This window comes from Pseudoalteromonas sp. A757, from assembly GCF_004103285.1.
GTDB lineage: Bacteria > Pseudomonadota > Gammaproteobacteria > Enterobacterales > Alteromonadaceae > Pseudoalteromonas > Pseudoalteromonas galatheae.
This window is the reverse complement of sequence record NZ_QNQN01000054.1, coordinates 1-23710: the sequence shown is the minus strand read 5'-3', so window position 1 is coordinate 23710 and position 23710 is coordinate 1. Positions and strand designations below refer to the sequence as shown.

Genomic DNA, 23710 nt, shown 5'->3' with positions numbered 1-23710 from the left:
TTCGTTATTTTTGTAACGCCTGCTCGTGGGACATTGTTTTTAGTTTAATCGCGAGGCCACAGGAGAAGTAGATCTTCACCACTCCAACAATGATCAAATGAAAGTTTGGGTGGGAAAGCAAATCTAAGTCATAGATATAGGCTGCTTTTATCGGCGCGTCGCCATTCTCTATCATGGCGATTAGCCAATGATAGATTGCAATCCCCTCTTTGATAACTCCAAGCACTATCAAGGCTACGCCCGTTAAAAACAACAAGCGACTATACCACAGCGCAGTTTCTAAACCCGGACAGCGTAAATTACGAAACGGAATTAATTTCATGTCAGTCCTTTATTTACCTTTTGATTGCTCGATTTTGATTAGCTTAACGGTATGGTGCAACAAAGATAAATCCCCTTCTTTACCATGCCCTGGGATAACCATGTTTGCTTCCGGATATCGGCTCAATACCTTGTGTATAGACGCTTGCCACTCATCAACTGAAGCATCCTCCAAGTTACCTAAATTTTTACTTGCCACACTTTTCACAAAGCATCCTGCGAATAAAGTTTTAGATTGTGGCAGCCACACGACAATATTGTCTCTCGAGTGCCCTGCACCTGGGTAATAGGTTTCAACGACACCAGACTTTATCGCTGCTGAGGCTTGCGGCAAATTATGTAACGCGATTGCGCTGTGTTTTTGGGCTAATAGATGATTAGTTTGGGCTGATGCATAGGTTGGGATCTGGTGTTTATTTAATACCGCTAGACCACCGCTTGCATCTTGATGATAATGCGTGACCACCGCCCCTTTGACATTGAGCTTGCGGTCCTCAGTCCATAATAGCAACGCTTCTGTGTCTTGCTCGGTCCAAGGTGTATCAACAATGTACGCGTCTTGACCGTCGACCACAATCAACCCTGAGCCTGACACTAACCCCCAGGGTTCGACGCGTAGCGAAGATTCATGTTTATAAACATGCTCTGCAATCGGCGTTACCACTAAAGTCGACACTTCCGTTGCAACTGTCACGCAGGACAACAAGAATAAGAAAGGAGCTAAAAACTTCATCTGAAGTTGTTCGTGTTAATTAAAAGTGACGAAAGACTATCAAGTTCAAGAATATAAAGTCCAGAAATAAAAATGCGCGGCAACCTAAAATCGCCACGCAAATGGTTGGAGAAGTGTAACTTAGCCTACCAGTGCAAGCAAAATACCAGCAGCAACCGCACTGCCTAATACACCCGCGACATTGGGGCCCATCGCATGCATCAGCAAGAAGTTATGTGGATTACTTTCAAGGCCGACCTTATTAACCACACGCGCAGCCATTGGCACTGCAGACACCCCAGCGGCACCAACCAGCGGATTAATGGGCGTATCGCTAAACTTATTCATAGTTTTAGCCATTAACACTCCTGTTGCTGTGCCAATTCCAAATGCCACGGCACCTAACGCTAAAATCCCCAACGTCTCAACCGTTAAGAATTGATCAGCTGCCAACTTTGAGCCCACCGCCAATCCGAGGAAAATGGTGGTGATATTAATCAATTCATTTTGTGCTGTTTTACTCAAACGATCTACTACGCCACACTCTTTCATCAAGTTACCCAAACAGAACATACCGACCAAAGGTGTTGCAGCAGGTAAAAACAATATCGTCAAACCTAGTACGGCCAGAGGAAATAAGATTTTTTCGGTTTTTGATACATGGCGCAGTTGTGGCATCGCAATCTGACGCTCCTCCTGCGTCGTGAGTGCTTTCATGATGGGTGGTTGAATAATTGGCACTAACGCCATATACGAATAGGCTGCCACCGCAATTGCCCCTAGTAACTCGGGTGCAAGCTTAGACGCGAGGAATATCGCAGTTGGTCCATCTGCACCGCCAATAATGGCAATTGCAGAGGCGTCTTGCAGAGTAAATTCAAAGCCCGGAATATAGTTCAGCAAAATAGCCCCAAACAAAGTGGCAAAGATCCCAAACTGCGCAGCGGCACCAAGCAACAGCATCTTGGGGTTGGCTATCAAGGCACTAAAGTCTGTCATCGCCCCCACTCCCATAAAGATCAGTAAGGGGAATACCCCGCTGTCTATACCAATGTAATACACGTAGTACAAAAGTCCGCCTGGATCGGCAAGCCCAGCAACAGGAATATTCGTGAGTATGGCACCAAAGCCAATCGGCACCAGCAGGAGCGGTTCAAAGTTTTTGGCGATCGCAAGATACAAAAGTCCGCAGCCTACAGCCATCATGCAAAGTGCTGGCACTGTGAAGTTGGCAAGCCCTGTTGCTTGCCATAAATTAAGTAACCCTTCCATCACGACACCCTTATGCTAAAGACATGATGGCATCGCCAGCACTGACGGAGTCGCCTTCAGAGACGAGTAGCTCCGCGACTTGGCCACTGTGTGTTGCACGCACCTCGGTTTCCATTTTCATGGCTTCCATGATGAGTACCACATCGCCCTCTTGTACTTCATCTCCTGCCCGCACCATAAGCTTAAAAATATTGCCGGCAAGTGGCGCATTCAAAGTTTCACTGGAGCTCACAGAGGTTGATTGCGGAATAAGCTCACTGTCTTTGACTTGTACTTCTTTGAGCTCACCACCCGGCGCAACCACTACATCGTATACTTTACCATCCACCTTTACGCTGTAACGCTCAGCAGCTGATGACTTGGCTTTAGCAGGCGTCGCTGCCGCTTTTTGTTCTTTACTTTCAACAAGCGTCGGTTTTGGCTCAAATGCATCTGGATTATTGCGATTTTTCAAGAATTTAAGACCAATCTGAGGGAATAATGCATAGGTAAGCACATCATCAATAACCTCATCTGCTAGGTTAATTTGCTCCTCTTTTGAAGTGGCGACTAACTCGCTTTGTAAACTATCCAACTCAGGTTCAATTAAGTCAGCAGGACGGCAAGTAATAGGCTCTGCGCCTTCAAGCACGCGTTGTTGCAAAGCTTGGTCGACTTGCGCTGGTGTCGCTCCATATTCGCCTTTCAGCACGCCAGCAGTTTCTTTGGTTATAGACTTGTATCGCTCACCAGTCAGTACGTTTAATACCGCTTGCGTCCCAACTATCTGTGAGGTTGGTGTTACGAGCGGCAGATAGCCAAGCTCTTTACGCACACTTGGAATTTCTTTTAGTACCGCGTCAAGCTTGTCACCTGCACCTTGCTCTCGAAGTTGATTTTCCATATTGGTTAACATGCCACCTGGCACTTGTGCAGATAGAATACGACCATCTACCCCTTTCAAGCTGCCTTCAAAAGCGGCATATTTCTTTCTCACTTCACGGAAATAAGCTGCAACTTCTTCAAGCTCAAGTAAGTCAAGCCCTGTATCACGTTCTGTGCCTTCCACAATCGCCGCAATAGTTTCTGTTGCGCTATGGCCATAGGTCATACTCATCGAAGAAATCGCCGTATCGAGCATATCGATACCCGCATCTATGGCTTTTTGATAAGTTGCGGTGCTGAGTCCTGTGGTTGCATGGCACTGCATTGCGATAGGAATCGAGACGGACGCTTTAAGCCCAGAGATTAATTTTTCGGCATCATAGGGTTTCAGTAACCCAGCCATGTCCTTGATACAAATAGAGTGACAGCCTAAGTCTTCAAGCTGCTTAGCTTGCGTGAGCCACATTTCCAGCGTATGAACTGGGCTTACGGTGTACGAAATCGTCCCCTGCGCATGCGCGCCCACTTTAATGGCCGCTTTAATGGCCGTTTCTAAGTTGCGCACATCGTTCATTGCGTCGAATATTCTAAATACATCTACCCCGTTATGGTGGGCACGTTCAACAAACTTTTCGACAACATCATCAGCATAATGACGATAGCCCAATAAATTTTGGCCACGCAGTAGCATTTGCTGTTTGGTTTTCGGCATCGCAGCTTTCAGTGCACGGATCCGCTCCCATGGATCTTCGCCTAAATAGCGAATACACGAGTCGAAGGTTGCTCCCCCCCATGATTCAACAGACCAATAGCCCATATTGTCGAGCTTCTCAGCGATGGGAAGCATATCTTCCAAACGCATTCTGGTGGCGAGTAATGACTGATGCGCATCGCGCAGCACTAATTCGGTTAGCTTTAACTGTGACATGCAAAACCCCTATTAATTGTTTTTTCTGTAGGCTGCAACGGCAGCACTAATGGCTGCAATATGTGCCTGCGGCACACCCTGTGACGATGTTGCTCTGGTTGTTTTTGATCTTGTGGTACTTGGCGCTACTTCTTTAAATTGAGCAGCAAAGTTGGCCAACAGCCGCATCGCAAAAATCAAAATGGACAGAAAAACAAAAACACCAACCATGCCGGTCAGCATGAGATTTCCTGCTTGCAGTAGCTGCGCTCCAATATCCATTTTTACCCCTTACTTGCTGTTTGGTTTTCCTATTCGATGTTAACGAACTGGTATAAACCTTCACTTTTTGTAGATATTTATTCACCTTATAACAAAAAATGTTCCAATGTAAAGCCCATTGTAAATTGGTATTACCAAAACACTTAACTTACAAATAATCAGTGAGTTAACTAGGAAAGTACTAATAAATATAGAAAATTAACGTAATAAATATGAAAAATATTCAAAATAGCGCCAACTAATACTGAGATTTTAATGAATATAGAATGGATTTATCATTACGCAAGGTAAATTGTAAATTGGACAGACCAAGACATAACGTTTACGTAAACGTCACCCTGTGTGGCGCGTATTTCGCTGGTCGTAGCAAAAGGGAGCTGCAAACAATTTATTCGCATTACAGCTTTTTCAATACAGATGGGTATAATAGGGGGAAATTTTTGCCAAAACGAACGTCTATGCCCTCCCTTGAACAAAATGAAAATTTATCTTTTCAAAGCCAATTTAAGTTAGATAAAGCCTACTATCGAGAGTGTTTTGAAGAATCTGAAGCTAATGGGCTTGCGGTTAAACCGAAATATGGTCTCCTTGTACTGCTAATTGCGTTGGGGCTGTTTGCAATTTACGGTTTGCAAGAGCATTACGTCGGAAACTTTCTTATTTTACTAGCTGTGGTTGAATGCGTTGCTTTCTATTATCGCAAAGCGTGGTGGGTGATAAGGCAAGCATATTCTCGCGCAGCTGGTAATACCGTTGAAGTTTCAATCACTAAAACTGGCATTAGTACCAAGGCAACACATGCCGAATTTTCTTACCCATTTGACGACTTAGATAAACTCGTCGAAACAGACAGAGGTTTTTTGGTGTTTCACCAAAATAAACCGAGCTATATCAGTAAATCTGGACTTAGCGAAGAAGCAATTACCTTTTTATCTGGGCAAAGCCAGAAATAAAAAACCCCGCAGCCGCGGGGTTTTTTTGCTAGTTAAATCATGTTAACTAGCATCGTAATTCAGTATTTGGTCAATTACATATTGCCTGGGCTAGATTTTTCAGCCTGAATTCGCATGTAAATTTCTTCACGGTGAACTGAAACATCTTTAGGCGCATTTACACCAATACGTACTTGGTTACCTTTAACACCTAGTACTGTTACAGTCACTTCATCACCAATCATCAGGGTTTCACCTACTCGACGAGTTAGTATTAGCATTCTCTTGCTCCTGTTATTCCAAAATTTAAAAGATTCCGCGTCAAATCCATTTTAAATAAAAGTTCCTAGAAAAGTAAGCAAAAACTTCTTTTACTCAGTACTTTCCAATCCGAATTTGGCATGTAAAGCCCGAACAGCTAGCTCTAAATATTTTTCTTCTACCAGTGCCGAGATTTTTATCTCTGATGTGGATACTAATAGAGTGTGAATATTTTCTTCGGCCAATGCCATAAAAAAGAGACCAGCAACACCTGAATGAGATTTCATCCCGATGCCAACCACTGAGATTTTTGCCACGTTAGCATTAACCTCTACGGTTGCGCCACCTAAATTTTGTGCATGTTGCGCTAAAACTTCTTCCGCCAGAATACAATCATTTGTGTGCACAGTAAAAGCATAGTCTATTTTTTTCTCACTGTGGTTCAAATGGTTAATCATATCGACTTCAATATTATGCTCACCAAGAAGCGAAAGTATATTGGCAAGATTACTAGGTTTTGCATCGACATTGTTAACTAGGATAAGTGCTTCGTCTTTGACACTCGCTACCCCAGAGACCACTTTAGTGTTTTTCATCTTACCTTCCTCATAGCTAATTAAGGTGCCGTTATCGGGAGAAAACGAAGAAAGTACGCGCAGTGGTACATTGTATCGACCGGCCGCTTCAACCGAGCGGATCTGCAAAACTTTAGCGCCAACACTTGCCAGCTCCAACATCTCAGGAAAAGTAATATGTGATAAACGCCTTGCATTTGGCTCTATTCGTGGATCGGTAGTGTACACACCGTCGACATCAGTATATATCTGACATTCGTCTGCTTGCAAAGCCCCTGCGATTTCAACTGCTGAGGTATCTGTACCACCACGCCCCAACGTGGTGATATTGCCTTCTTCATCGCGTCCTTGAAATCCGGCAATAATGGTTATTCGGTTATGCTCAAGCTCTTGCTTTAAGCGGGTCGTGTCTATTTCCGTGATCCGCGCTTTAGAGAACATGTTATCGGTTTTAATACCAACCTGATCGGCAAGTAAGCTCACGGCAGAATGCCCACGCTTAATGATGGCCATCGCCAATAACGCGATAGAAACTTGTTCGCCAGTGGTGATCAACACATCTAGCTCACGAGAACTTGGACGTGCATCAATTTGTTGGGCAAGGGAAATAAGACGGTTTGTCTCGCCTGACATTGCAGACAACACGACCACCACTTGGTGGCCTTGTTGTTGTGTTTTGATAACGTGTTCGGCAACAGCCTCAATACGCTCTACCGAACCCACCGAGGTGCCACCAAACTTTTGTACAATCAGCGCCACTTGCTGATTACTGCGTTACTTCATTTAACCAAGTTGGAACACTGTTTAGTGCTGCGTCTAGGTTTTCTGGTTGTGAGCCACCAGCTTGTGCCATATCAGGACGACCGCCACCTTTACCACCGACTTGAGAAGCCATGTGATTAACTAGCTCACCTGCTTTAACTTGACCTACTAAGTCTTTTGTTACGCCAGCGATTAGGCTTACTTTATCGCCATTCGCTACACCCAGCGCGATAACGCCTGAACCAATCTTGTTCTTCAGATCATCTACCATGCCACGCAGTGCTTTAGACTCGGTTCCTGCAACGTTTGCAACGAGTAATTTTATCCCATTCACTTCCGTTACAGAGTCAAGCAGCGTTGCACCCGCTGCACTTGCTAGTTTGTCGTTTAGCTGAGCAACTTGCTTTTCAAGGCCTTTTGACTTTTCAAGCAGCGCTGATACTTTTTCTAGCACAGATGAGGTATCACCCTTAACCAAAGCCGCGATTTCAGAAAGCACCTGTTCTTGCTCATTAACATAAGCGATAGCATCAGCACCTGTTACTGCTTCGATACGACGAACACCTGCTGCGATACCCCCTTCTGAGACAATTTTGAATAGGCCAATATCACCTGCGCGTTTCACGTGTGTACCACCACAAAGTTCAATTGAGTACTCTCCGATTGATACGACTCGAACTTCATCGTCATACTTCTCGCCAAATAGCGCCATCGCACCTTTGTCTTTAGCAGCATCGATATCCATCAACTCAGTTTGTAAAGCAAAGTTGCGGCGGATTTCTGCGTTCACTGCATCTTCTACTTGCTGCAATTGTGCTTTAGTGACGCCTTCAAAATGCGAGAAGTCGAAACGAAGACGATCTGGTAATACTAACGAGCCTTTTTGTGTTACGTGATCGCCCAGTAAATCGCGCAGTGCTTTGTGGACCAAGTGAGTTGCAGTATGGTTTTTCTTCACTCTCTCGCGACGCTCTGCGTCAATACGTGCATCGGCTTTATCGTTAACACCAATACGGCCAACCACATGGCCATGGTGTGCAAATGCATTACCTAGCTTTTGCGTGTCAGTAACTACAAACTCGCCGTTAGCTACTTTTAGTACACCCGTATCACCAACTTGGCCACCTGACTCAGCATAGAAAGGCGTGCGGTCAAGGATAACCACACCTTGTTCACCATCTTCTAACGTATTGGTGTGTTGGCCTTCTTTAAAGATTTCAACCACAGTGCCGGTATAGTGCTCAGCGTCATAGCCTTTAAAGTCAGTGTTTTTATCAGACTTCAAGCGCTCGTTGTAATCTGCACCGAACTTGCCAGCCGCTTGCGCTTTTTTACGCTGCTCTTCCATACATGCTTGGAAGCCGCGCTCGTCTATCGTCATAAAACGCTCACGCGCCACATCCGCAGTTAAGTCCGCAGGGAAACCATAAGTATCGTAGAGTTTGAACACCAGATCGCCTGGAATAACGTCGCCTTCAATACCTGCAAGGCTGTCTTCTAGGATAGTCAAACCGCGGTCTAGAGTTTTACCAAACTGATCTTCTTCAATGCGTAATACTTTTTCGATAATCGCTTGTTGCTTCACTAGTTCAGGGTAAGCTTCACCCATTTGCTCAGCGAGTGCGGCAACTAGTTTATAGAAGAAGGCCCCTTTTGCACCGAGTTTATTACCGTGACGAACTGCACGACGAATAATACGGCGCAGCACGTAACCACGGCCTTCATTCGATGGCATAACGCCGTCAGCAATAAGGAACGCACACGAACGAATGTGGTCAGCAACCACACGTAATGATTTATCTTCTAAATCTTGTGCATCTGTTACTTTTGCAGCAGCTTTTATCAGCGCTTGGAACAAGTCAATCTCATAGTTTGAGTGCACACCCTGCATAATTGCAGAGATACGCTCAAGGCCCATTCCGGTATCGACCGACTGCATTGGCAGCGGTTCCATGGTGCCGTCAGCATGACGGTTGTACTGCATGAATACTAAGTTCCAGATCTCAATGAAGCGATCACCGTCCTCTTCTGGTGAGCCAGGAGGTCCACCCCAAATGTGCTCACCGTGGTCATAAAAGATTTCAGAGCAAGGACCGCAAGGACCCGTGTCGCCCATTGACCAAAAGTTATCCGCCGTCGCAATACGGATGATCCTGTCTTCTGGAACACCAACTTGTTTTGACCAAATATCAAATGCTTCATCATCTTCATGATAAATGGTGACCAATAGCTTTTCTTTTGGCAGCTTAATTACATCCGTGAGGAAACCCCAAGCAAACTTAATTGCGTCGGTTTTAAAATAATCACCAAAGCTAAAGTTACCTAGCATTTCGAAGAAAGTGTGGTGTCTTGCGGTATAACCTACGTTTTCAAGGTCATTATGTTTACCACCCGCACGAACACAGCGCTGTGAACTAGTTGCTCGCGTATAAGGGCGCTTTTCCGCTCCCAAGAAAGCATCTTTAAACTGCACCATTCCAGCATTGGTGAACAGTAAGGTGGCATCATTACCCGGAATTAACGAGCTTGAAGGCACCACTTGGTGCTGTTGTTTAGCAAAGAAATCTAAAAAGCTTTGCCTGATTTGTGCGGTAGTCATATGCTGCATGTGATCATTCACCCTTTATTTCTTCTTGCTCTGCTGCTGTCATTGCAGCTTCAATTGCAAAATCTATTTCATCAAAACTAAAGCCACGATAACTCATGTAACGCACGCGCTTAGTTTTTTCTTTATATTCTATCGGTTGTGCGCAAATACCGTACTTTTTTTTCATAGGTTTTTGCGGCTTGCATGTACCAATCAATTTCGCGCTCAGCAATTAGTGTATGCAGAACCTCTCGGCTCACCCCCTTTTGCCCTGCATCCATTAATACACGCTTTTCTCCAAGTCCTTTTGCAATCTGGCGGTTTAGAAAGCTCTCTGCATAGCGGTCGTCATTAACGTAATCGAGCGATTTTAGCCAAGACACCAATTGCTCTGCGACTGCCGCTGTAGCCCCTTTCTGCAGTAGTTTTTGCGTCAATCCTGACTCAGAGTACTCTTGTCTCGACAATAACCAAACCGCATAGTTTTTTAGCTTTTTAATTTCTTGTTCGTCCATCAGGCGTCAAAGCGTCCTGAGTCAGACTGAGAGATGTCAGCGTTCTCATCATTTTCTTTCTTTTCAACGACGATTGGCATAAACATCGCCTGAAAAGAAACAAAAAAACCTATCATCGCGACCGGCATGATTATAATTGCAGGGATCATAGACAGCGGTATAGACGCGACGATAAGTGCGGCGACGACTAAGCCGTAAATACTCAGCGCAGCCATATTATGATAAAAAGCGGCAAGCGAGCACTTCATCGCGTGAAAAATACGTTTCTCACCCTGGAAAAAGACCTGCGGCACGACAAAAGCAAAGGCCATCATAATGACCGATTGTGCAATCACAAATACTGCAACTTCGGCAAAACTAATATTGCTCGCGATGAGTCCGATAAGTTCATTCGGATCCGTGTTTGGGCCAACACTCTCGAGCGCAGTCGCTACATCACTGAATAGCACACCGGCAACCATAGTCAGCAACAGTGCACCTGCCATTTGATATATACCAACGCGGAACAAATTTAATCGCCGCCCTTTTGCTGCAAAAGGCTCAAAGATATCAGCCAATTTTATGGGTTTATCGATCTGTTTATTGATGACAGCAAGATAGAAACCAGCGCTTAAGAAAGGACCAGACAATGCAGCGATAATATGAAAAATAGGTGCGAACAGAGGCAATAAACTTACTACTGCCATGAAAATATACATCAGCATGAAAGTCATAGGCTGGGTTTTGAAAATTGCCCACCCGGCTTTTAGCCACTGCACGCCCATGCTTGCTTTGAATGTTCTAATTGGTGTCGACATAGTCCACTTAATTTAAGCTATAACGCCTTCGATTATACTGATTACCACGTCGGGTGAAAAGCCATGAAAGGCGTATTTATCAGCGCTTTTTCGCATATTTTAGGTAAATACTGACAGTTAACGTAACCTATTTAAACATCTTGAGTTTGAGGAGTTAAAAATGAAAATTAAGTGTTTGGTGCTTCAAGCCAACCGGAGCAGTTATCTAGTTGGCTTGTAATAATGGTTCTATGCGATTGGGCTAATCAGCTTTTGATATCTTTTTGATATCGAGCATGTGGGCACCATGTTGAATCTTAGTTTTTAGATATTGTTCATTACCAGAAACCCCTGCTTTAACATGCGCCTGAGTGCCAACCACTTCATCGACGATAATACCTGCATTTCTCAACGCCTTTAGCTTTCTAGGATTATTCGTCATTAACTTAACGTGGTTTAATCCGAGCGCCTGAAGCATCAACACGGCATCTGAGAAATCTCTTAAGTCATCTTCAAAGCCGAGGTGGTTGTTTGCCTCGTAGGTGTTCATCCCTTGTGATTGCAATACATAAGCATCGATTTTATTGTATAAACCAATGCCACGACCTTCTTGGCGCAAGTATAGTAATATGCCGCCCTGTTTATGCATCGTCTCGATGCACTCATTTAATTGTTCGCCACAATCACAACGAGAAGAATGAAAGACATCGCCAGTCAAGCACTCAGAGTGCATACGGATTAGGGGAATTTGCTGCTGACTGTCTGCGCCATTAAATACTAGCGCAACGTGTTCTTGACCATCTTTTAGCCCAGAAAATGAAACTATTTCTGCAGGGATGTTACTGTGCTGCCCTACTTTCAGCCCGACTCTCGCTCTTACTTCTGCCACGTCTCAATCTTGCCTAATGTGATAATATAACAATATGTTACCATAAATGGGATATGGTGTCTCTTGCATCATTATACAAGGGCGAGACGAACATCGCATTGGTAAATGTCAAAATTCGAACTAGGCTGTATAAAAAGGAAAGCGAAAACGTATATATCTCATGCGCTCTGTTTTTATCTGCCTACTATTATTTTCAACCACGTTTAGCTACAGCTCTGACATTGATTTCAGCGGCTTCGCTACGCTCAAAGCGGTTAAAACAGATTCACACACAGCCAAAATTAGAGAGACCATCTCTCAACCAAGTGGTGTCACCAAAGATGAGCTCGACTTTTCATTTTCTTCTTTGGGTCTACAGGCCGAGTGGCATGCAAATGATAATGTAGAGCTTGTTGGCCAATTGCTTTTAAAAGAGCAGCGTGATGATCGAGTTAACAATGCAATCAAACTAGCTTTTCTACGCTACAACCTAAATTCAAACTGGCAATTTCGCGCAGGACGCACCGGGTTAGACCTATTTTTAATGACTGAATATCGTGATATTGGCTATTCAATGGATATGGAGCATCCGCCTGTCGAGTTTTATTCTATTATTCCTCATCAAAACTTGGACGGTGTTGACTTGCAATATCGCGCACCACTTCATCAAGGCATAGCCAGCATCAAAACATACTGGGGGCGTTCCAAATCTCCTATATATAGTGATAATGATTTTTTTTGGAATGTAGAGCTCAAGTCTATCTTAGGCGTGGCGATACAATACGAAACGTTAAACTGGCTGTTTAGAGCCAACTACACAACGACAAAGTCAGCAAATGAACACCAGCAGCAACGGCAATTACGTGACGCTTTGTCACAAGTTCCGTTACAAGTTTGGCCAACAAGAAATGAGCTGATCGAATCATTGAATATCCTCGATAAACGCTTTACTTATAGTGCGTTCAGCATGAGATACGATGACTCGAAGTGGTTGGTACAAAGTGAAATATCTTTGACGGATTCAAATTCCAGCGTACTTAATCGCTTAAAAGCAGGTTATATCACATTGGGTAAGCGCTTCGATTTAGACACCTTGTCTTTCACTTACTCACTTGCTAAATCCGACAACGAAGAGAGAGTTGAGCCAGGTCCACTTGTTCCATTACCCGAGTTAATGCAAATTTATGAAGCCGCCTCCATGCATTCTGGCTTTTATCAGCTGGATCAGTATAGCACCTCGGTTACTTGGAGACGTGAGCTAAGCCCGACATTAGCTTTAAAGCTCAACTGGAAACATACATCAGCCGATCACTTGCCAAGCGCTTTCTATCTTCATCACATTGACCAGTTTGATGATCCCGACCTCTCGTTCAACACCTTTACGCTTAGCTTTAATTGGGTGTTCTGATGGGTAAGTTACTTTCTATTGTTTTCGTCCTAATTTCTTATCCATTCTCGGCAACTGCTGATATTGCGGTCATTGTTAACAAAGACAACCCTGTTGACTCTATATCTCAGCGTCAGCTCATCGACATGTACATGGGAAAATACGTTGCCTTTCCCAACGGCGATATGGCTGTGACCTATGACTACGAAAAATCTCACCCTTTAAGAGGCCCTTTTTTTCTGGCACTGACAGGACGCAATGAGAGCCAAATCAACGCCTATTGGTCGAGAATAAAGTTCAGCGGTAAAGTTTCTCCCCCACAGTCATTTTCCTCACCGTCAGCTATACTTGAAAATGTTAGAAATATTCCAAATGCAATCGGCTATGTTCCAGCAGACTTTGTAACAGGTGATGTGAAGGTAATCTATCAAATCAATGACTAAGTATGGGTTGATCGTGCGACTGGCACTCGTGCTTGTTGTCTCGACTTTTATTTTTTCGATGCTTTACGCTAAGTTATATCACGACCATATTTTTGACCGTGAGCTTCGGCGCTCTACTACTATTATCGGGCAAATTGGCCAAACTGTTTCATCCTCCTCTTCTATCGCGACTTATCTCAATGATAAAGATCTTGCTGTAGAGGTTATTAATGGCCTAGTCAGTAATGACGTTATTTCTTCGGCTGCAATTAAGAGTGAAGCAAAATGGCTTGCTCAGAGTGTAGGGTTTAAGCCACAAGATGCCACTATTATTAAACTTAATCATCCATTTTTATTGAGCGAAGTTGTTGGTGAGATCTATATACAACCAAACTCCGTTTTTATCGAACAAAATGCTAGAGAAATCGCACGTTCAAGCGTTCAAACCTTACTGGTCGTAATCATCCCTATCTTGATCATCTTCACTGTTGTAACACATTTCATAGTGACAAAACCCCTAAGCAACTTGAGCAGTCAGATAGCGACAGTTATTCCTGGAACACCTTTGAATTTAGTCGTGCCAAGAGGACACAGATCGAGTGAAATCGGCGACATTGCGAGTAATGCCAATCAACTTATTGCCAAAACCGCTTCTATGTTTGAGCAAGAACGGCAACTAAGAGCTGATATTGAAGTGCTAGAGAAGCGCTTTCGGCTCATGTTTGAAAGATCTTCCTCTCCCACTTTATTGGTAAAAGATAAAGGCGAAGTCATCTTAGCTAACGATGCAGCCTGTGATTTACTGGCTGGCATGGCTATTGACCTTGATGAATATTTCCCAGAAAGCTTTGGTCAGTACTGCACGACTCCAGATATTCTTTATACTTTCACTGAGCATACACTGGAGTTAAACCAACCAACCCAGTCAGAGTTTGAATTCATTAATCCGTTAACCGAACAACCTGTATGGTTGAGCATTATCATGTTGAGAGTCGAAAGCGGTGGGCATTTCTACTTACAAATCTTATTGTCAGACATCACCCTACGAAAAACTGTGTTTCATGAGCTCAATAGAAAAGCAAGTCGCGATAAACTTACTGGCCTTTATAATCGTCATGGTACTGAAATAAAAATCAACGAGTGGTTAGATAACGAAGCTCCCTTTAGCCTCTTTATTATTGATTTGGATGAATTTAAGCCAATCAATGACATTTATGGCCACAACGCTGGTGACGCGATGCTAAAACATATCGCTTTACAGATTAGCGCTCAGGTTAGAGAACAAGATGTGGTTTGCCGCTGGGGGGGAGATGAATTCTTGATTGCCTTGCACTGCGCCAAAAATGAAAAATTGCAGCGTATCGCTGAAAGTCTGCTAGCGGCGATAAACACTGAAATGATTTGGCAAACGCCCGAAGGGAAATCACAACCACTACGAGTTGGTGCGAGCATAGGTATCGCAACTTACCCAAGGGACGCGGTTGAATTAAGTCAATTAATTGAATGTGCTGATGTCGCTATGTATACAGTCAAAAAAGACAAGAAAAATGCCTTTCAATTCTACTCGTTAAGCGCTTAGAGACTATAGCTCGCGTTAGTGTGTACTGATGAACAACACAGCCCACCAGCACACATAATTTACTTGTATTTACTGAAAGTGGCTTATCTGCTGCATTGCCTCTTGAATATACTCAAAATTTGGCTCTTGTTCAGATGGCTTGTTCGCTGGGTCGAGCAACTCATAGGTTCCCATGGGTGAAACTTCAATAATTTGCTGCTTACTCACAACCGCATATTTATTATAGCTGCTAAGTAGTAACCAATTTCTCTGTTTAACCGGTCCAGTTAAGTTATAACCCGCGCTATAATCTTTAGGCGTACTTTTGACCCCCAAGTACTCGTTCATCAACGTCGGTACCACGTCTAAATGACTGGTCACCACATCTGAGGCTTGCCAATGCTGCCACTTTTCGCTTTTTGGCCCAACCACAACAAATGGCACTTTTATCTGTGGTTCCGTAAAATTACTATTGTGTCCCCAGTAATTAAGCTTGTTGTCATTAAGCTCTTCACCGTGATCAGAAGTAATGATCACAAGTGTATTTTCTATATCGAGTTGCTCTAATACCGATGCAGCGAGACTGTCTACAAAGTGTGTACTGGTCAGATAACGATTTAAAATTGGTTCTCTATCATAATTGTTGTCCAACAACATATGATTAATGGGGCCGTGCATTGGCTCAAACCCAGCATGGTAACCCTCAGGAACTGCATAGCCATGGATTGCGTCATAGAAAATAAAGCTAAATGAAGGCTTATTTGGATCTCGCTTTGTGTACCAAGAAGACCAGTTTTTTGTGACCTGCTTATCTCGTGCTAATACGTCATCGCCTTTTGTATGCGTTTTTAGTCCCTCAATGCGAGCAAACACGGTTTCATTAAACTCTGGGCGAACCAGTTGTGCAGACGAAAATATCCCAAATTGATAACCCAAATCGCGCATTCTATCCATCAATAATGGCGTAACTCGATTATTGTAAATATCCTGCCAAGCAGTGCCTGGCAAACCATAAAACAGTCCAGAGATCCCCGTTCGTGTAGAATTACCTGTGGAGAAATGTTGATTGAAGACCACTCCCTGCTGTGAGAACCGCCAAATATTCGGAGTAACTTGTGCCGTGAAAGCATCATAACGCCAAGAATCTAGTACCACAAAAACAATATCGAGAGGCTTTTCAACTGGCTCTACTTCAATAGGTTGTAACGGATAGTTAAATTGTCCTTGTGTTAAAGACATAGACTTTTGCTGTGCCAGTGCCTCCTCGTCAACAAGACCGTATTTACGCATGAAGGAGTTTGCTGTAGCTGGTTTAAAAAATGGTAAGTATTTACTGAACCCCGTAATCGGTTGATATACCGTCGCACTCGCCCAAGCATGCATTGTGTTACTCGCCAACAGCGCTATAACGGTCACACTGGTAAACTTTCGACCAAACCGCAACTTCATCACGGTTCGGGGTTTACTCAGCCACGTTGCAAGATAAAACTGGAAAACAAATATCACAATAAAAATAACGATCGCTTGAGCCCACGCTATTGGAGAAAATTCTATAACTTGCCCGGCAAGCAACATATCAACAATAACACCATTAATATGAAATTTGTAAAGCTCAAAGCACAAGCTATTCGCAATAAGCGCTACAAAAAACAATGCATAGAATAAAGCAAAGCAAAAAAACCTTACTTTATTTGACCGTAACAATATTATCGGCATAGCCACAATACTCACTAAAGCCGTGAGCAAAGCCATGTGGCTCCATGTCGATATAGAAGCATAGAATAGCGTCAATCCGTGATAATCGACAGGGTTTGTATTTACGACATTTATGGTAATTAAGATTGAGAAAAGAGAATTGATAAGAACCAACCAGCCAAACTGGTGTAAACGATGACGTAATAGCACAACCAACCCGTTCCTTTAATAGAAAAAATTGGCTTGCTATATTACCGACATGAAACAAAAGTGTCACATTAAAAATTGTGAAAATTTATAAACTTAATCTAACTCACTCGGTTAGTATTTTTGTAAAAGCACTTCGTGGTAATTTTCTGCTTTTATTTCAACCTGATACTTGGACGCAAGCGCATCTAGCTCCGCTTGCCACACCGCTAAGTCATCCATTGTTATGGTGTTGTCATCCAGTTGCCACAGTTGACGAGACCCTGCATAGCTATACTGTATTGCCGTCATCGCGTCCACATCACCTTGCTGTGCAGCCTGCTTTAACTTCGACATTTTACGGGTAATTTTGTTCAGTGACTGCTTTAAGTCCCACACATAACTGACCTCGGTCATAAAAGGGTGCGCTTTATACTTTTTAAGCACAAGTCCAATGACGATGCAGGTCGCTGCCACACCAGTTAAATTCCAATGAAAGTGACTGCCATCGGCGTCAGGAAATAGCTGGATCAATAACTGAGCAATACCTAAACTGCCGATAGTCAAAGCCACAACACAGGCAATAATTACTTGATTTAAATGTTTGCGATAACGCGCTTTATTGATCTCAACTAACTTCATAACTACCTATGATGATCACGAAAAATAAAATATGTGTTCTGCTTTTCATGCATTGTAATCCATAGCCTGCAACCGAACCAAGATACATATCAAAAAAATCTAAAAACTTTCACCCTGTTTCATTTACCCAAACGTTCTATATATGAAATATCATGCTGGGGATGAAATCATGACAACATTAACGACATTTAAACAACCGAATTCAACGATTCTAAAACTTGCGTTTTCATTTGCTGGCGCAATTGTGATTACTTTTGCTACTTTCAGTTTTATGCAAAATTTGGTTTCTCAAGAGTTAACACGTCCAATTGTAGATATAGAGGTATTTGACCTTACGATAGCAACAGACAAAGAGGACTCTCCAGTAGCGGAGAAAAACACAAGACCTGAACCACCCAAGCCCATGGTTGCGCCTGTTAGACCAGTTGAAAATATTGTTGATACAGGAAATAACCTACAAATTAGTAATGAAGCACCTGATATCAATTTAGGTAAATTCACTAATACTATGACACTAAAACTTAACACTGATGGGCAAGCGACTCCACTTGTTAGAAGCAACCCTAACTACCCACCAGCAGCCGCAAGAGACGGAGTGGAAGGCTGGGTTGAAATGGAGTTTACCATTTCTCCACAAGGTGAAGTATTTGATGTTAGAGTAACAAATGCAGAACCCAAAAGAGTATTTAACCAGGCCGCTATAAGAGCACTGAGAAAATGGAAATACAGACCGCTCATCGTTGACGGAAAGCCACAATCACAATACGCTCAACGTGTTGTGTTGGAATTTACATTACAACAATAAATAACAGTAGATAAGTATCCAACCAATTTGAGAGGTTAACTCCAAAGTAAATCACTGAACAACACAAATTGGTATAACGACGTGGAATTGCCTATGCTGAGTAGCCTGAAAATGTGGCGCATTCGCGCCACCAGCAATATAGAAGATCCGCTCTATGAGTATGCTACGACGGGTAAAGTGAAGTACCTAGAGCAAGTCATTGAGCGCTATCAAAGTGATTTATTTCACTTTCTAAGAACACAAACACAGACAGCATCGGCAGAAGATATATGCCAGAAAACATGGCTTAAAGTCATCGAAAAGAAGAGCTCTTATCGACAACAGGGTCACCCCAAAGCTTACCTGTTTCAAATTGCACGTAACTTGTTAATCGACTCTATTAGAGCATCAGATAAACTCTCGGAGCTTACTAACAGTAAAGTAGGCACCATTAGCACCGACGCGCTCACTAAGACCTCTGAACAGTCGTGGCTATACCAGCAAATAGCTGCGCTTCCTTTATTACAAAAAGAAGCGCTAAGCCTACAGTTAGAAGGGTTCAGCTTAGCTGAGATAGCCCAAATTGTCGGGGCCACACAAGAAACTGTGAAAACTCGAATTAGATACGCAAAAGAGACTATTAAGTCTCAGGTGAGTGAAGAGCATGAGTAATTTAGATGAATTTGACGTAAAACTGAAAGAGGCTTATCAAGCTAATAAACAGAACAAACCGCTAACACTGGCAGCTCGCGTCAAGGTACGGGTGGTGAGCTTTATCCATCACTATCTCAGTCGCGTAGAAACATGGCAGTGGAGCGCAGTTACTTGTTCACTCGCCTTACTTTTCACCTTGTGGTACCAGAATCAAGATTTTAATTTTAATAAAGAATACAATTCAAGTGCACATTTAGTGAGTTATGGCAACTTTCAGCACATCGAAACGCATGAGCTAACACAAGGCCAATATCTAGCTCGGATAGATGAACAAAAGAAAGTATTAGATGCCCAATTTGAAGTCGCAAAGCAGCGAGTTCAAGAGCAACGTTACGGTAGATTGATTGCGATTAACGACAACGCTTGGTTGATTGAGGAATGTAATACTCGTACTCTAATCGAGTTAAAAGAGAGTTTACTCAGTGCTATGCCACAATCAAAAACCAGTGTTATCAATTTTAATACACCCGTTATGCTCGCATTGTCGACCGCCGAAAAAGGTCAAATAATTGCAATTGAGAGTATGGGGCAACACCAAGTTTTGGCTTGCCCCTAAAAGGCGCTCTTAAATCATAATAAGGCTGGCAATAAAGAAGCAGATAATAGCTAATACGCCCCCCACCAGTGCATAGGGTAGTTGGGTTTTAACATGAGTTAATAAATCACATCCTGATGCCAGTGCCGATACTGCGCTGGTATCAGAGATAGGCGAGCAGTGGTCGCCAAATATACCGCCACTTAAGATAGCTCCAAGTACGAGTGACGGCGGTAAGCCAAGCGCTTGAATAAGTGGCACACCAATCGGTATTAATATGGCAAAGGTGCCCCACGACGTACCGGTTGTAAATGACATGATTGCACCAGTAATAAAGAGCACTGGCACTATCAAGTAAATAGGCAGATAGTCACCAACTAAAGACGCGACAAAAGTCCCGGTTCCCAACTCTTTTAGACTTGCACCTAAGGTCAAAGAGAGCAACACAATGCTTACCAGTGGTAGCAGCTCCCCCATCCCCTTAAATCCAACATCCATTAGTTCGTGATGACTAAACCTCTTGCCAGTCAAAAGCAGCAGGTACGCAACCGTTGAAGCTAAAATTGTGGCATAAAGTACTGACTTAGAGCCGCTACCATTTGCCAATACACCATCGCCTGTCCAAAACATAAACCCAATCATACTCACAATCAGCGTCAATAAAGGGATCAGCATATAACGCGACTTGGTGGCGCTCGGCCCACTACTTAATTCACCCGTATGGTGCTTTAACTCTTGCTCTTCACTCTTCATCGGTCCATGGACCTTATCAAAGATAATCGTATAGAGAACAATTAACAGCGCGATAATTGCGTAAAAATTAAACGCGACACTCCCCCATAAAATGCTCACTGCTGATTGCTCAAGTTCATAGTTGCTCAGCAGTCCGAGAATATAAGCGCCCCAGCCATTAAGTAAAATCAAAATACATACAGGAGCGCTAGTACTATCGATAATGTAAGCCAAACGAGCTCGGCTCATTTTTAACTTATCAAATAGTCCTCTAGCAACAATTCCTGAGGTTAGCACGCTCATATTTGATTCGATGAACACCGCCGTGCCTGTAAACATAGTCAATAAGCCAACCTGACGTTTACTCTTAGCAACACCTCGATTAAGCAACATATTCACCGTTGCTGCAACACCGCCTGACTCTCGTATGTAGGCGAGCAATGCACCGATCACTATGCTAAAAATCAAGATCCGACTGTTACCTGCCGATGTTGCAACCTCGATAATACGTTCAATACTGCCCACAAATGTGCCTGCAACTAACGACTGCTGGCCATGTAAAGCTAACAAAAATTCGGAAGAAACTAGCGCTAAAATCAATGCGATAATTACTTCTTTACGCCAAAACACGACTGCAATTGCAATCAAAGGTGGCAAAATCGAGTACCAAGCCATATAGTTTAGTCTATAAATTCAAAACACTTAGCTTAAGTTAAGCGGTTTAAAACACCAAGTCTTTGCGACTAAATTAAATTTAAGTCAACATTTAACCCCAATACTGGTACAATGAGTGTGTTTTGTGCAATGATATTCCTTTTTGGTCTATCGTAACGTTCCAATTGAACCTATAATATGGACAGATTAAATTAGTTCGGATTGAGTATCGTATGTCTACATTTGTCAAAATAAAAGCACTTCGTCCATCACTATCTAATAGTGAGGCAAAGCTTGCTGACTTTACCTTGAACTCGGGCGATAAAATCCGTGCGCTTTCCTCTGTTGAACTGGCACGCGAAGCAGGTGTCAGCCAATCTAGCGTCGTAAAATTTGCCCAAAAGTTGGGTTATAAAGGATTTCCAGCTTTTAAACTTGCCGTTGTTGATGCGCTCAATGAGCAAACAGACAATAGCGCCCCAATTGATGAGTTAATTTCCAGCAATGATTCTATCGAATTGATCGCAGATAAATTACAACTAAAACAGCAAAATGTTATTTCCGAAACTCGAAAATTGAACTCAGCAAAACAGTTCGAAAACGCAATTCAGTTAGTGAAAAATGCACGAAAAGTCATCGTATGTGCACTTGGTAGCACTTTCACGATGGCACAGGATTTAACTTGGAAACTCCAAAAGCTTGGTATACCTGCGATTGCTCAAGTTGATGAAATCAGCGCCTCTAGCTTTATTGCAACAATGGGGAAAGACGATCTTTTAATTGTGATCAGCAATACAGGAACCAGCAAGAGCTTGCTAACCTTGACTAATCAAGCATTGGATAATGGCTGTAAATGTCTCGCCATTTCACGTTACGGTAGCCACTCACTCGCAGAAATGGCGGATGCGATACTATATTGCATTAATGAAGGGGAACCACTTAAACATTCAGGTATGCTGTCTCGTACTTCTCAGGCCTACCTTATTGATGTTTTATTCACGGCACTTACGCAATCTAACCTACATTGGCAAAAACGTGTGGATAAGGCCAATGAAAACATGCAAATATTGCGTAGCGAGTAAGGCGTAAACCTCTAACGGCAGACTTTCACTGCCGTTTACCTCTAGCAAAGACCCAATACTACCTCGGATATAATAAATACTTTTTCCGCTGCTTTAAAAAACCTTGTACATCCTGCTGCCACAGTTTTCTCAATTCTAATGCTGATTGGCCAGACTCAATGGCTTTGCGGATTTTGTCCGTGCCAGCAAGCTTATCGAGAAAATCGGGGGACTGAAAAAACGCTTTATTCTCGTGCTTGAACTGCGCGTATGCAGCAACAAACCAAGTTAGATCAAAACCTCGTACATTGCTGTTTCTTAAATCCTGACCAAACGCAGTCACACCGTTTAATTTAGGATTAGAAGCCGCGCCTAGCACTGGTCGAGGAGTGAACTGAAACTCCCCCAATTTAGGATCTGGGTAGCCAAAAACTTGAAATGGAAAATTCGTTCCACGACCAACAGAAATAGGTGTCGCTTCAAAAAAGCACAATGATGGATACAAGTAGATTGCTTGTTGGTTTGGTAGGTTAGGACTTGGCGGGATCGGCAATCTATATTCAGTGCTGCCACTATAGTTTCGCATTGGAAACACTCGTAACTGTGGCGCTTTAAGCGAGGTTAACCACCCCTCTCCTTTAATCATAGTTGCCAGTTCGCCAACGGTCATGCCATGCAATACAGGAATGGGATGCATACCAACAAAAGATTGAAATGGTTTTTCTAATAATGGGCCATCAACATACGCAATATTTGGATTTGGCCTATCAAAAACCCAAAATTCAATATTTGCATCGGCTGCAGCTTCCATCGCGAGGTGCATAGTGCTGATGTATGTATAAAAGCGCAACCCCACATCTTGAATATCAAAAATAAGCACATCGATATCTTTGAGCTGCTCAGGCCTTGGCTTTTTATTACTGCCATAAAGCGAAATGATTGGTAGCCCAGTTTTCACATCCTTTGCATCATCGACTTTAGCACCCGCATCATAATTACCACGAAAACCGTGTTCCGGTGCAAAGACCTTTTTAACATCCACTTCTTTATTAAGTAAGTAATCAACTAGATGCTGGTCGTCAACGCGGGATGTTTGGTTTACGATTAATCCGACGCGCTTACCTTTTAACACAGGTAAATACTCATCTGCGCGCTCAGCACCTAATGTAAGCGCTTCAACAGTTAAAGGAACACAACAAAAAACAAGCAGTAAACAAATTCTGAGTGATTGAAACATATAACGCTTTCTCTAAATAAATACGCGATTAGGGTATCAGTCAGAAAAAAAATGAAAAGTGTTTCGGGAGTTTAATCATGCAGTAGTGAATCTCTGAGCGCCGTCGTATTCAACTTTTGTAAAAAATCGCAGGGTAAACCTGCTCCTACACGATACATTTAAGCACAAAAAAACCGACTTTCGTCGGCTTGTTTATCTCTTTATTTCACCACTTGAGGAAAAGTGGCGGACGCAGGACGTGTGTTATGGAGAGTGAACCTCCGAGCGCCGTCATATTCAACTTTTGTAAAAGATCGCAGGGTAAACCTGCTCCTACACGAGATATTTGGGCACAAAAAAACCGACTTTCGTCGGCTTGTTTAACTCTTTATTTCACCACTTGAGGAAAAGTGGCGGACGCAGGAGGATTCGAACCTCCGACCGCCTGGTTCGTAGCCAGGTACTCTATCCAGCTGAGCTATGCGTCCGT

At 43.1% G+C, this 23710-nt stretch carries 23 protein-coding genes and 1 tRNA gene; 8 read left to right on the top strand and 16 right to left on the bottom strand.

All coding sequences use genetic code 11. From position 1 onward, the window contains the following. Positions 1-4 precede the first annotated feature (4 nt). From DRB05_RS02605 to DRB05_RS02585, 5 genes are all read right to left on the bottom strand, one after another. Entirely contained in the window at positions 5-322 is a 318-nt protein-coding gene (locus tag DRB05_RS02605; RefSeq protein ID WP_128725557.1) for a hypothetical protein, read from the bottom strand. Positions 323-331: 9 nt separating this feature from the next. Next, complete coding sequence (bla, locus tag DRB05_RS02600) at positions 332-1054, bottom strand: subclass B1 metallo-beta-lactamase (RefSeq protein WP_128725556.1); 723 nt, start codon at positions 1052-1054, stop codon at positions 332-334. A 120-nt stretch (positions 1055-1174) separates the two neighbouring features. After that, entirely contained in the window at positions 1175-2305 is a 1131-nt protein-coding gene (locus DRB05_RS02595; protein WP_095729374.1) for a sodium ion-translocating decarboxylase subunit beta, read from the bottom strand. Between the two features lie 10 nt (positions 2306-2315). Next, positions 2316-4097, bottom strand: a complete 1782-nt coding sequence (oadA, locus tag DRB05_RS02590; RefSeq protein ID WP_128725555.1) for a sodium-extruding oxaloacetate decarboxylase subunit alpha — start codon at positions 4095-4097, stop codon at positions 2316-2318. Between the two features lie 12 nt (positions 4098-4109). Then, positions 4110-4358 (bottom strand): OadG family transporter subunit, encoded by a 249-nt coding sequence (locus DRB05_RS02585; protein WP_128725554.1) that lies wholly within the window; start codon positions 4356-4358, stop codon positions 4110-4112. 440 nt (positions 4359-4798) lie between these two features. On the opposite strand from DRB05_RS02585, the gene DRB05_RS02580 reads away from it, so the two are divergent. Further along, the gene (locus DRB05_RS02580; protein ID WP_235956568.1) at positions 4799-5311 is read left to right on the top strand and encodes a YcxB family protein; all 513 of its coding nucleotides are present in this window, start codon (positions 4799-4801) and stop codon (positions 5309-5311) included. A gap of 74 nt (positions 5312-5385) precedes the next feature. Here the strand turns inward: DRB05_RS02580 and csrA are convergent, their stop codons facing one another. The 6 genes from csrA to ribA form a co-directional block, all read right to left on the bottom strand. Continuing rightward, positions 5386-5571: a carbon storage regulator CsrA gene (gene csrA / locus DRB05_RS02575; RefSeq protein ID WP_010375935.1), complete on the bottom strand. Its 186-nt coding sequence runs from the start codon at positions 5569-5571 to the stop codon at positions 5386-5388. A 90-nt stretch (positions 5572-5661) separates the two neighbouring features. Then, positions 5662-6885: an aspartate kinase gene (locus DRB05_RS02570; RefSeq protein WP_128725553.1), complete on the bottom strand. Its 1224-nt coding sequence runs from the start codon at positions 6883-6885 to the stop codon at positions 5662-5664. Between the two features lie 7 nt (positions 6886-6892). Further along, a complete protein-coding gene (gene alaS / locus DRB05_RS02565; RefSeq protein WP_128725552.1) occupies positions 6893-9496 on the bottom strand; it encodes an alanine--tRNA ligase in 2604 nt (867 codons plus the stop codon). 122 nt (positions 9497-9618) lie between these two features. Beyond that, entirely contained in the window at positions 9619-9990 is a 372-nt protein-coding gene (locus DRB05_RS02560; RefSeq protein WP_275669072.1) for a regulatory protein RecX, read from the bottom strand. Beyond that, the gene (locus DRB05_RS02555) at positions 9990-10787 is read right to left on the bottom strand and encodes a BPSS1780 family membrane protein (RefSeq protein WP_128725551.1); all 798 of its coding nucleotides are present in this window, start codon (positions 10785-10787) and stop codon (positions 9990-9992) included. The genes DRB05_RS02560 and DRB05_RS02555 overlap by 1 nt, the downstream gene beginning before the upstream one ends. A gap of 241 nt (positions 10788-11028) precedes the next feature. Then, a complete protein-coding gene (ribA, locus tag DRB05_RS02550) occupies positions 11029-11655 on the bottom strand; it encodes a GTP cyclohydrolase II (RefSeq protein ID WP_128725550.1) in 627 nt (208 codons plus the stop codon). 160 nt (positions 11656-11815) lie between these two features. Here ribA and DRB05_RS02545 point away from each other — a divergent pair, with 160 nt between their 5' ends. The 3 genes from DRB05_RS02545 to DRB05_RS02535 are packed head-to-tail and all read left to right on the top strand — an operon-like array spanning position 11816 to position 15022. Next, the gene (locus DRB05_RS02545) at positions 11816-13042 is read left to right on the top strand and encodes a hypothetical protein (protein ID WP_128725549.1); all 1227 of its coding nucleotides are present in this window, start codon (positions 11816-11818) and stop codon (positions 13040-13042) included. Next, positions 13042-13464 (top strand): hypothetical protein, encoded by a 423-nt coding sequence (locus DRB05_RS02540; RefSeq protein WP_128725548.1) that lies wholly within the window; start codon positions 13042-13044, stop codon positions 13462-13464. The genes DRB05_RS02545 and DRB05_RS02540 overlap by 1 nt, the downstream gene beginning before the upstream one ends. Further along, complete coding sequence (locus DRB05_RS02535; RefSeq protein ID WP_128725547.1) at positions 13457-15022, top strand: sensor domain-containing diguanylate cyclase; 1566 nt, start codon at positions 13457-13459, stop codon at positions 15020-15022. Before DRB05_RS02540 ends, DRB05_RS02535 begins: the two co-directional genes overlap by 8 nt. Before the next feature lie 69 nt (positions 15023-15091). On the opposite strand, the gene DRB05_RS02530 is transcribed toward DRB05_RS02535, so the two are convergent. After that, on the bottom strand, positions 15092-16906 hold the full coding sequence (locus tag DRB05_RS02530) for a DUF3413 domain-containing protein (protein ID WP_240036192.1): 1815 nt from the start codon (positions 16904-16906) through the stop codon (positions 15092-15094). Between the two features lie 111 nt (positions 16907-17017). Continuing rightward, positions 17018-17524, bottom strand: a complete 507-nt coding sequence (locus DRB05_RS02525) for a DUF3087 domain-containing protein (RefSeq protein WP_128725545.1) — start codon at positions 17522-17524, stop codon at positions 17018-17020. 169 nt (positions 17525-17693) lie between these two features. Between DRB05_RS02525 and DRB05_RS02520 the strand changes: the two genes are divergently transcribed. From DRB05_RS02520 to DRB05_RS02510, 3 genes are all read left to right on the top strand, one after another. After that, complete coding sequence (locus DRB05_RS02520; RefSeq protein ID WP_128725544.1) at positions 17694-18329, top strand: energy transducer TonB; 636 nt, start codon at positions 17694-17696, stop codon at positions 18327-18329. 93 nt (positions 18330-18422) lie between these two features. After that, on the top strand, positions 18423-18980 hold the full coding sequence (locus DRB05_RS02515; RefSeq protein WP_128725543.1) for a sigma-70 family RNA polymerase sigma factor: 558 nt from the start codon (positions 18423-18425) through the stop codon (positions 18978-18980). Continuing rightward, a complete protein-coding gene (locus tag DRB05_RS02510; protein ID WP_128725542.1) occupies positions 18973-19578 on the top strand; it encodes a hypothetical protein in 606 nt (201 codons plus the stop codon). Before DRB05_RS02515 ends, DRB05_RS02510 begins: the two co-directional genes overlap by 8 nt. Before the next feature lie 9 nt (positions 19579-19587). Here DRB05_RS02510 and DRB05_RS02505 read toward each other — a convergent pair whose 3' ends face one another. Continuing rightward, positions 19588-20964, bottom strand: a complete 1377-nt coding sequence (locus tag DRB05_RS02505) for a Na+/H+ antiporter NhaC family protein (RefSeq protein WP_128725541.1) — start codon at positions 20962-20964, stop codon at positions 19588-19590. Between the two features lie 212 nt (positions 20965-21176). Here DRB05_RS02505 and DRB05_RS02500 point away from each other — a divergent pair, with 212 nt between their 5' ends. Continuing rightward, entirely contained in the window at positions 21177-22025 is an 849-nt protein-coding gene (locus tag DRB05_RS02500; protein WP_128725540.1) for a MurR/RpiR family transcriptional regulator, read from the top strand. Positions 22026-22083: 58 nt separating this feature from the next. Here DRB05_RS02500 and DRB05_RS02495 read toward each other — a convergent pair whose 3' ends face one another. Next, entirely contained in the window at positions 22084-23241 is a 1158-nt protein-coding gene (locus DRB05_RS02495) for a DUF1343 domain-containing protein (RefSeq protein ID WP_128725539.1), read from the bottom strand. Between the two features lie 390 nt (positions 23242-23631). Then, positions 23632-23708: transfer RNA gene (locus DRB05_RS02490), tRNA-Arg, on the bottom strand. Positions 23709-23710: the final 2 nt, after the last annotated feature.